The following is a 9,931-nucleotide window of genomic DNA, read 5'->3' as shown; positions in this document are numbered from 1 at the left end:
GCTATATTATTATAAAAAATAATTATAATTTATTTGGTATCGCTCATTATGCGCTCAATTATCACCTTGTCATTGCTGCTTTTTCTGCAACCTTGTTTTGCAGCAATTACTGTGGTGACCGAAAATTTCCCTAATTTCCAATACCTAGATGAAAATGGCGAATTAACTGGCACTGTAGTTGATAAAGTTAAATCAGGTTTAGATAAAAGTGGCGTGGATTATGAGGTGTCAGTAAATTCTTGGTCAATTTCGTATAACGCTGCATTGCGTGATAGCAATACCTGCATCTTTTCTATGGCAAGGCTTCCGGCACGCGAAGATAAGTTTACTTGGGTAGCGAAAATTGGTGGCTTTTCAGCGTCATTCTATTCGTTTAAATCTGAGCAAGTAAAAATAGCGAGCATAGACGAAGCTAAGAAATACCGAATTGCTGTATTAAAAAATAACTATTCACATATTTACTTAAAAGAAAACGGCTTTGATGAACGTAATCAGCTGATCTTACTTGATAGTTTTGACAACATTTATGATGTACTGAAAAGCAGACGCTCAAGTATCGATTTAGTCATCCTTAGTGATGAGCAGTTTAAACATGAACGTAATAATGATAGCACCCTTGAAGATTTAAAACCGATATTTAAACTGCCCGTTGGCACACCTCAGTTATACTTTGCCTGCAATAAAAATATCAATCCTGTGACTCTTGAAAAATTAAATAAAGGCTTTGCTATTAACGATTAAAAATAGCACTTGTTGATTACTACAAAGTGGCTATAATCAGCTGCTTTTTGTCCATTCTCGCCAAACTCTCGCCAGCCTAAACGAGCAAAAAGTTGTTTGCATTCAACACTCTGAATGCGCTTAATTATTAGGAGCTACAATGAGTGATTTACTCATTATCATGATTTTAATTTTGATCAGTGCATTGTTTGCAATGAGCGAAATAGCGATTGCGGCATCTCGTAAGATCAAATTACGAGTGATGGTGGACGAAGGGAACAAAAAAGCCCAAGCAGTGCTTAGCTTGCAAGAGCAACCTGGGGCATTTTTTGCCATGATACAAATTGCCCTGAACGCAATTGCCATTTTAGGTGGTATTGTTGGTGAGCAAGCATTATCTCCTTACATAGAACAAATCTTAGGCATGATTTATCAAGGCCCGTTATTGAGTCAAATCAGCTTTTTGATTTCGTTTTTGAGTATTACCTCTTTGTTTATTTTATTTGCTGACCTATTACCTAAACGGTTAGCCATGATTATGCCAGAGGCGGTTGCGGTAAACGTGGTGTCCATTATGCGCTGGGTGACCTTTGCGCTCACTCCTTTTGTTGTTTTCTTTAATGGTATAACTAATTTGGTTTTACGCGCTTTTAAAGTACCTGCTGAGCGAGAAGATATTGTCACCACAGAAGACATCGTTGCGATGATGGATGCAGGGGCAGAGTACGGCAGCTTACAGCAACAAGAATATGAGCTAATTGGCAATGTATTTGATTTAGAAGCACGTTTTTTATCGAGTGTGATGACTCCTCGCGATCAAATTGTGTATTTTGATGTAAAAGCTGATGCTCAAGAAGTTGCAACCAAAATTATTGAGCACCCTCATAATCACTTTTTAGTGTGTGATGGTAGTTTAGATAAATTAATTGGCTCGGTTGAATCAAAAGATATCCTACGCAAGGTGCTAAAAGGGCAAACCGCTGAAATCGACAATGAATTAATAAGCCAAGATATTTTTTATCTGCCAGAAACATTGAGTCTTTCAGAGGCGCTAAATACTTTCAAAAAAGCGGCAGAGCCGTTTGCCGTAGTGGTTAATGAGTACGCGCTAATGGTAGGTATTGTTACTGTTAAAGATTTAATGAAAGGATTTATGGGCGACTTAATTAGCCACCATGGTGAAGAGTTAATTATTCAACGTGATAATTCATCTTGGCTGGTCGATGGTTTAACACCTGTGGTTGAGCTTGCTAAAGTCCTTGAAATTGAAGAGTTCCCTGAACAGTCTCATTACGAAACAGTCGCAGGGTTTTTGATCTACACCATGAAACGCCTGCCTAAACGCGCCGAGTTTATAAACTATGCTGGCTATAAGTTTGAGGTTGTTGATGTTGAAGGGGTGAAAGTCGAGCAACTACTCGTTACTCGCATTTCGGAACATGTTTAGCATAGTGTTTAAGGCCGCCGATTGCGGCCTTATTCAAAGGCGCCTTTAACAAGTGCTTTGCCTTTGCTTATCATATGAACACCCTTTGACCAGCATTCTGTTGGCGCAAGCGTTGTTTTATTAAGTAACACAAGATCGGCATCTGCATTTTGCTTAATTACACCTTTATTGATACCCAGTATCTGTGCAGGGTTTGATGTAATCGCCATTAAAGCGTGTTCAATCGAAACATTGTATTTTTGCACAGCTTCTACAAACGAGCCATGCAATGTGGACTCTTTGCCTACTTCAAGGCCAAGCAGGTTAAAGCTTTTGTCAAAAATAGGAAGGCTTGCATGGCCATCTGAGCTCATGGTTAGTTTTGTTGGGTCGACTTTATTCTCTAGGCAGTAAGCTAGTGCGTGTGCGGCAGAGTATTCACCATGAGCAAGGTCATACTCGGTTGTACTTGTTGTAAAGTCGATAGTGCCACCGGCTTTACAAAACTCTACCCCAGCATTAAGTAAGTCAATATTGCGATTCATGTGAGTTGGGTAAAATTGTGCTAGCGAAATATCGGTTAGCTTATCAACCTCATGCAATAACGATAAATGTGTATCAACAGGGCCAACATGAATGCTGACAGTGCCTTTTTTACCACTTAACATGCCAGCTACTTTTGACTCAGCGGCAAGCTCTGCCAGCTGTTGCACTGTGGGTTGGCTGCTACGATGATCCGATATAGCAACTTCTCCCACGCCAATAAACTCATCTATGTACATTAAATCGCTGGTGATAGAGTCTGTCAGTGTTTTCGCAGGTAAATGATATGAGCCCGAATGACAAAAAACGTTGAGCCCAAGCTCTTTCAGCTCTTTTGCTTTAGCAATCAAATTACTATGAGTTCGGCTACTTGAGTCAGTGCCAAGAGCTGCAATAACGGTTGTTGTACCATGCAGTGTTGCATCAGTCAGGTTCATTTCTGGTGTTCTACTTGCAAAGCCAGCTTCGCCGCCTCCGCCAGTTATATGAACGAGTGAATCTACAAACCCCGGGGCCAAAATACAATGAGTGCCATCAATCGTGGTAATCCCCTGATAAGTATCGATAGTTATTTCAGGCTGTATATCAACTATTTTAGTGCCAGCAATCAGAACATCTTGAATACCTAAAGGTGAGGGGGCGAAAACGTCTGCGCCTTTTATAAGTGTTAACATAATTAAATCTTTTACTGATAGTTAATAAAGTGTGCGAGAAATATAAAACCACTGGCAAGGCCGAACAAAGCTAAAGTGAAGCGCCAAATAAAACGTGCCCATTCACTCCAATCTAATTTAACAATACCTAAACAGCCAATAAGGCTAGCAGAAGTCGGAATAAAAATATTCGTTAAACCATCACCCAACTGAAATGCCAACACCACAATTTGACGTGAGATATTTAACAAATCACCAAGCGGCGACATTAGCGGCATTGTTATGGCTGCTTGTCCTGAACCTGACGAAACAAAGAAGTTAAATACACTTTGAAATAATAGCATGCCCCAAGCAGCAATATAATCGGGCACAACTGAGATGCTGGTGGCACTATAATACAGCAAGGTATTAAGGGTTGAAGGCGACGTTAAATCGCTACCGCCAAGTATTAAAATAACGCCTTTTGCCAAAGCAACCAAAAGCGCTGCAGGTAAGAGCTCTTGGGCACCTTGTTTAAATGCGTTTGCGCTTTGATTGGCAGTTTGTTTTTTGAATAGGCTGGCGATTACAGCGCAAGCAATACCAAGACAAAAGAATTGCGCTGATAATTCAGGAATATAATACTGCCTAGCCATCACACCCCAAATAACCCAAATAATGCCAGCAATAAAAGTAAGTAAGATTAGTTTATCTGCGTTATCTAAATTTATTGCACTGTCTTTGTGTTGGTTAGATTGTTGTTTAGTTGCTCTGATAGAATTGGCATAGCGAATGGTGAATACAAGGCCAAATGAAGTAAAAACAAGCCAAGCAACCATTCTGAACCCTGCGCCAGAAAAAACGGGAATTTCAGCTATAGACTGAGCTATGGCAATGCTAAATGGGTTCATCCATGAGGTGGCAAAGCCAATTTGTGTAGCAACATAGGTTGTTAATACGGTAACTTTTGCGTCATAACCAAGTTGCTTCATAATCGGGAATAACACAATACAAAAGGCGATGGCTTCTTCACCCATGCCGAAAACCGCACCCCCTAAAGAGAAAAGCACAAACAAGAGAGGAATGAATACCCACTCAATATGTTGTGTTTTATTAATGAGTGCCATTATGCCGTTATTTATCGCACCGGTTTTTAAGATAATCCCAAACGCACCGCCAGTGATTAAAATAAACGCCATCACACCAATCGCTGCGCCATACTTATCACCTGACACTAACCCTTCAAATAAAACATTAGCGAGGCCAATTTCACCACCTTCTGCAAAAAATGCTGGCGGGGTATGATCTGAGGCTATTTGATATTGTGATAATTCAACGCTATGGCTATCTTTTTCGGCATTAAACACACCAGGGGTTATAAATAGGCTGGCAAAATAGGCGATAACGGCGACGCACAACAAAATGATGCTCGCATCTGGCATCGCAAACTGTTTGTTTTTCATAAAGTCACTTAAAGGTCATTCGACGTTTATAAGATAAGCAAGGTATTGTAGCCCTTGCTAAGAAAGAATAATACTGAGAGTCGTTAGTTTAAGATAACGTAAGCTCAAAAGTGTGGGCGACTATTAAGTCGCCCATACCTTGCTAAAAGCGATAACTCAAACTTAACGTATAGCGACTACCATAAGCATTATGATTTATAGAATCAAAACCTCGGCTTGAACCATATAGTTTAGGCGGTTCTTTATCGAAGATATTATCGATACTAGCACGGATTGATAATGCATCATTGATAAAATACCCGGCAGATAAATCCCATACTAGCCAGTCATCAACATCGCGTTTTAACTCATCATTAAGCTCGCCAAGTTCTTCTAACTCATCTATTTCACGGCCACGTAGCCCTTCAATATCATCCTCATAACTACTGGTATAATTGGCACCTAGATTTATGTAATAACTCTCGGCATCCCAATCGATAGAGAATCTGCCTACATTTTCAGGGTAGCGATAAGTGCCGATTAACTTTTCGATTGCATCTGAACCGGGTTTGTTTCGCTCAAACTCTAAATAGTGTGTACCATCGAAAGCGAGTGTTAAGTTGCCTGTTGCAAAAAGAAAACGATGATCGAACTTAAAGTCGATACCCGCTAAGGTTTGTGTGCCGGTATTTTCCAGTGGAATAACATGGTCTCTAAATAGCGGCAGGAATAGCTCATCTTCTCGCGGATTAAACTCACTAATATAGTTTGTTAGGATCTCTGAAAGATTAGCGCCATCACTTTCGATATTAAGGCCTGCATTATCGGTTACTTCACACAGCTGCTGCTCGTACGAAATACCTTGTTGGCCTAGTGGTACTAAGCCACAGTGACGAAGAGAAGCATCCGTGATTGCTCTATCTAGTACGGCAGTCATATTGGTATCGATGACTTGCTCATGATCAAAATGCCAATAATCGACAGTGAGATTGGTATTTACAGATGGGCTCCATGCAAAGCCAATACTGAGCGCTTCAGACTCTTCGGCTTTGAGTGCTTGATTACCTAGTTCTAGGCTGTTAACACTGACTTCTGTACCATCGCCCATACAGTATAAATCTGCAACAGCCTGATTTGCGCCACAATCAAAGCTTGATTGTGTGGTACGTAATTTTACGCCAGCTTGAGTTAATGAAGGTGCTCTAAACGACGTTGACCAAGAGCTCCTAATAATTAGAGAATCTGAAGGGCGGTAGCTTAAACCTACTTTAGGGTTAAACGTTCCACCAAAGTCATCGTAATGATCGTAACGCCCAGCAACTTGCAGTTCTAGCTGCTCAGTAACTGGCATATTCAACTCTACAAATGCAGCGTACTGCGTACGGTCTGCTTCTGATAAGCTCGAGCCAAAACCAAAAACATCGACTAAATAACCATTTTCAGCACGCGCTTGTGAGTCTAAAGACGGAATATCTTTTAACTCTTCTCGGCGAGCCTCAATACCAAATGCAGCATAAATGGGTAACTCATTAAATGTAAATAAATCGCCATTAAAGTTTAAGTCCCATCCGTAGACTGTACTCTCACCATTTCTACTTGGGTTTGCTTTTGCAAGCTCAAGCACCGCATCATTATTAGCATCACCCTGTAAAAAAGGGTTGTAGAATGGCATTAACTGACCTTGCGCACAATTGAGCTGTGTTCCATCGTATGTAGCAGTTGAACCGTCGGAGCATAATTCACCAGTGATTGCAGCATGAAATTGGTAGCGGTTGTAAATACCATCAATCGCTTCTTGCTCTGACTTAGAACGAGAAAATGTTATACCTGACTCCCAACTCCAGTCCCCAATGTAACCAGCTAGGCTACTGACTAAGCGAAAGTTTTTAGTTTCAACTTCAACTGTACGCGGTGAATTAAAACGTGCATCAAATGCAAAGCCATACACTTCTCGACCCGCTTGAGTGGTAAATGGATCAATATAAAGCTGGTCCATTAAGTCGTTACTGCCATCAGCGTTATCATAAATGAATAGCGCATCCTCTATGATATACGGACCATCATCGTCGTTTATTTGATTGATTGGTGCAGGTGATGAATAGGCTTTTGATTTAGTTTGGCTATAGAAGAAATCGGTATGCCAATCTAAATCACCTAAGGTGCTGTTAAACATAAAGCCAGTTGAAAGGCTTTCAAATGGGGTTTCTAGGTAATCATCTTGGTTTGCATAGTAAGCACAAATTTGCTCACCATACTCAGTCGTGACAAGCTCTGTTTTACAGTTTGGCGCTGGTAGTTCATTGCCATCTCGGCTGCTGTAATAATAAATGTTTGGTGAGTTCTCAAGTTTCGGTAAATATGAGTAACCATTCACTAGATTAGGTGTTGCGGTATAACTTCTGTCTGTCGCTTTAAAGGCATTGCGGTCGTAAATATCAGCAAATACCGTTAAGTTACTTTCACCGATATTGGTTCCGTAGACTAAGTTAAGTTGCTTCTTAGCTTCGTCATGACTGTCAAAACTATTGGTGTAAGAAGTATTTACTTCAGCTCCTTGATAGTCATCTTTGAGAATATAGTTAATAACACCAGCGACAGCATCAGCCCCATAAATTGCTGATGCGCCAGTGGCTAAAATATCAATGCGCTCGATTGCAGCAAGTGGAATTGAGTTCACATCGACAAAGTTTTCAGTGCCTGCTGCGAACGAGCTTGGTGCAACACGGCGGCCATTAATCAGCGTTAATGTTGCAGAAGGACCCATACCTCTTAAGCTTGCAGCGGATTGACCCGCTGGCGTTGAGGTTGATGTACCACCACTTTCAGATGTTGAAAAGGTACCGGATCCGCCTTTAAAAACGGATAAATCTTTTAATAATTCATGAATAGTGTTCGCTCCTGAGCGCTTGATTGCATCTTGGTCAAGCACTGTAAGCGGGATGGTTCCTTCTAAATCAACCCCTTTAATTCGTGATCCTGTTACTTCTACTCGTTCAATTTTTTCTGATTGTTGGTCGTTTTGAGCATACACAGCTTGTACTGGGCACAGCACAGCACTGATTGCTACAGCAATTGATAACTGACGAAACATATTGATTTACCTTTGTCTTAAAAAACACACGGCAAAACCGTGACGTTTTGAATAATTGTTATAATTTTTTAGACAGGGCAGTGGGTTATAGACACAACTAGCCCCTCACAGGAAGTGAGGTGTGGCTACTCGTCAAACCACTCCGAAAGGTAGTGTGGAGAGTAGAAATATGTGCAAAGCGATAATGCGTTTTTCAACATAATTCCAATCCGTAAGGTCTTTTGACAAAGCTAGCGATACAGTGCTAGCTTACTCGCGTTTTTAAATGTTCCTTTTTTTTATAGCAAGCAACAAAAAGCTGCGCAAGCAATTTTCTAATATTTTTTTACAAGAGTGTAACAATATGAACATCCTTAAGGAGCAAAAGACTAAATATCAAACTTCAGCTTTTTCTTTGGTATTTGGTTTGTTTTTCGCATCATTTGGCAGCAAAGTCTATGCAAATGATCAACAGCAAACGTTGGTCTTAGTCGGCGGATCTTTGACCACCTGCTCAAGTATGAGCCCTAAAAATTGTCTTTCTAATAAACAGATTAGTGGTAAACAGAATAATCAATTTCGATTAAATAATGATGCTTTATCTGCAATAAAGACAAATTGGCCAACCAAGAATAAAAAAAATCGTCAGCAAACGCTTAAGGTATTAGCACAGATTGCACGTGAAAAGTCAGGTGTGATCACTAAAAGTGATATTTTATGGGCATGGCGTGATTTAGATAACAAGTTACTAAACGAACTCACTGATTCAGAATACAGCTTTGTCATAGACTCACTTGAAGTGGCTGTATTAAATACAGATTCGACCCGTCAAATAGAGCAGGTTAGTACTAGTGATAATAACGAACGTGCGGCCAATGATATTTTAGATTTTGTTGCTGCTTCATTAAAAACAACCACCGAATCACCAACAATTTTAGCGGTTACGGCTTCAAGCAGAGATCCATATGAATCAGCTGACTTTTATGAAGGGCTATTAAACTTTAAGGGTGTAGAATCAAGCTGGTTACCTTTAACACCCGCTTTAGCAAAAGCGATTACCAGTAAGCAATGTGAGAGTTTGGATTCTTTACGTACTGACTCTATGGGCGTTTTTAATCGAGAGACAATTTACCCTGATCGAATTAAGGCCGAAAAAGCGCTTTGTGATAAAGGGGTCGATCATTTAGTTAAACTGATTGAAAATGCGACGGGGATGATGTTTAACGGTGGCGATCAGAGTTTAACCAGAAAAGTACTGTTTGATGATAACGGTAAGCAATATCCTTGGACTCACGCAATTTTACAAAGACCATTACTTGTTGGCACAAGCGCAGGTACAGCGGTGCAAAGTGGTGGTAAAAATGCCTACGGCATAGTGCCGATGATTTCAAATGGTACAAGTTTAGCGGCAATGAGAGAAGGCTCGTTTGCGGTGTCTGCGCCGAGTGAGCGTTGTGAAAATGAATGCGGTGATAAGCTTTCGGCTGACAGTCTTACCTATGAAAAACAAGGTGGGCTTGGCAGTTTTACTTACGGTGTCCTTGATACACACTTTAGCGAGCGCAACAGAACAATGCGTTTGGCAAGATTACTGGCAGATACCGGGCAACAGCATGGCTTTGGCATTGATGAGACCACCGCCCTTGTATCAATTCGTGCTGGTGAAACCGCACTAATGACGGTGATTGGTAAAAGCGGTGTCGTGCATGTTAAATCTGACGCTAAAAACAACGGAGCAATCAGTTATTGGCCTGCTGGTGCAGTTATTGATGTAACAAAGGATGGTTTTACTCTAGCTAAACGAACTGTTGATAATGCACTCCCTAGTATTAAAATTCCGCCACTGCCGATGCAGCGTTTTGGCACTATTTTTTCAGATGCTAAATTACGTTCGCTTGTACAAGCTATGTGCTTAACACAAGAGCAACAAGCAGTTGCTCAGCATGATGAGTTTTTATTAGATTTAAATGCCACAGACAATACTCATTATTACCGTGTAAATACGAGTAGTACAGGCTGTGCGGTAGAAAACCTAGCCTTTAAAGTTAAGACATTTTAACGATGTAAGGTACTGAAAAAGTAGTGGATTATTTGTTCA

General features: G+C 40.6%; 6 protein-coding genes. 3 read left to right on the top strand and 3 right to left on the bottom strand.

Annotated features, from left to right (window positions below; all coding sequences use genetic code 11):
• Nucleotides 1–48: 48 nt before the first annotated feature.
• Together L1D51_RS08700 and paeA are read left to right on the top strand one after the other, a co-directional pair.
• Nucleotides 49–741, top strand: a complete 693-nt coding sequence (locus L1D51_RS08700; RefSeq protein WP_055021854.1) for a substrate-binding periplasmic protein — start codon at nucleotides 49–51, stop codon at nucleotides 739–741.
• A 139-nt stretch (nucleotides 742–880) separates the two neighbouring features.
• A complete protein-coding gene (gene paeA / locus L1D51_RS08695) occupies nucleotides 881–2,167 on the top strand; it encodes a polyamine export protein PaeA (RefSeq protein WP_239963458.1) in 1,287 nt (428 codons plus the stop codon).
• Nucleotides 2,168–2,196: 29 nt separating this feature from the next.
• On the opposite strand, the gene iadA is transcribed toward paeA, so the two are convergent.
• The 3 genes from iadA to L1D51_RS08680 all read right to left on the bottom strand — a co-directional run bounded on the left by iadA (nucleotide 2,197) and on the right by L1D51_RS08680 (nucleotide 7,854).
• Nucleotides 2,197–3,363: a beta-aspartyl-peptidase gene (gene iadA, locus L1D51_RS08690; protein ID WP_239963457.1), complete on the bottom strand. Its 1,167-nt coding sequence runs from the start codon at nucleotides 3,361–3,363 to the stop codon at nucleotides 2,197–2,199.
• An 11-nt stretch (nucleotides 3,364–3,374) separates the two neighbouring features.
• Nucleotides 3,375–4,784 carry a putative basic amino acid antiporter YfcC gene (gene yfcC, locus L1D51_RS08685; RefSeq protein WP_239963456.1) on the bottom strand — a complete coding sequence of 470 codons (1,410 nt, stop codon included), beginning with the start codon at nucleotides 4,782–4,784 and terminating at the stop codon, nucleotides 3,375–3,377.
• 142 nt (nucleotides 4,785–4,926) lie between these two features.
• Nucleotides 4,927–7,854: a TonB-dependent receptor domain-containing protein gene (locus tag L1D51_RS08680; protein ID WP_239963455.1), complete on the bottom strand. Its 2,928-nt coding sequence runs from the start codon at nucleotides 7,852–7,854 to the stop codon at nucleotides 4,927–4,929.
• 343 nt (nucleotides 7,855–8,197) lie between these two features.
• Between L1D51_RS08680 and L1D51_RS08675 the strand changes: the two genes are divergently transcribed.
• Nucleotides 8,198–9,892 (top strand): cyanophycinase, encoded by a 1,695-nt coding sequence (locus tag L1D51_RS08675; protein WP_239963454.1) that lies wholly within the window; start codon nucleotides 8,198–8,200, stop codon nucleotides 9,890–9,892.
• Nucleotides 9,893–9,931: the final 39 nt, after the last annotated feature.

Source organism: Pseudoalteromonas shioyasakiensis (assembly GCF_022398475.1).
Lineage (GTDB): Bacteria > Pseudomonadota > Gammaproteobacteria > Enterobacterales > Alteromonadaceae > Pseudoalteromonas.
The sequence above is the reverse complement of the archived record's forward strand: the minus strand, read 5'-3'. Positions and strand labels throughout refer to the sequence as shown.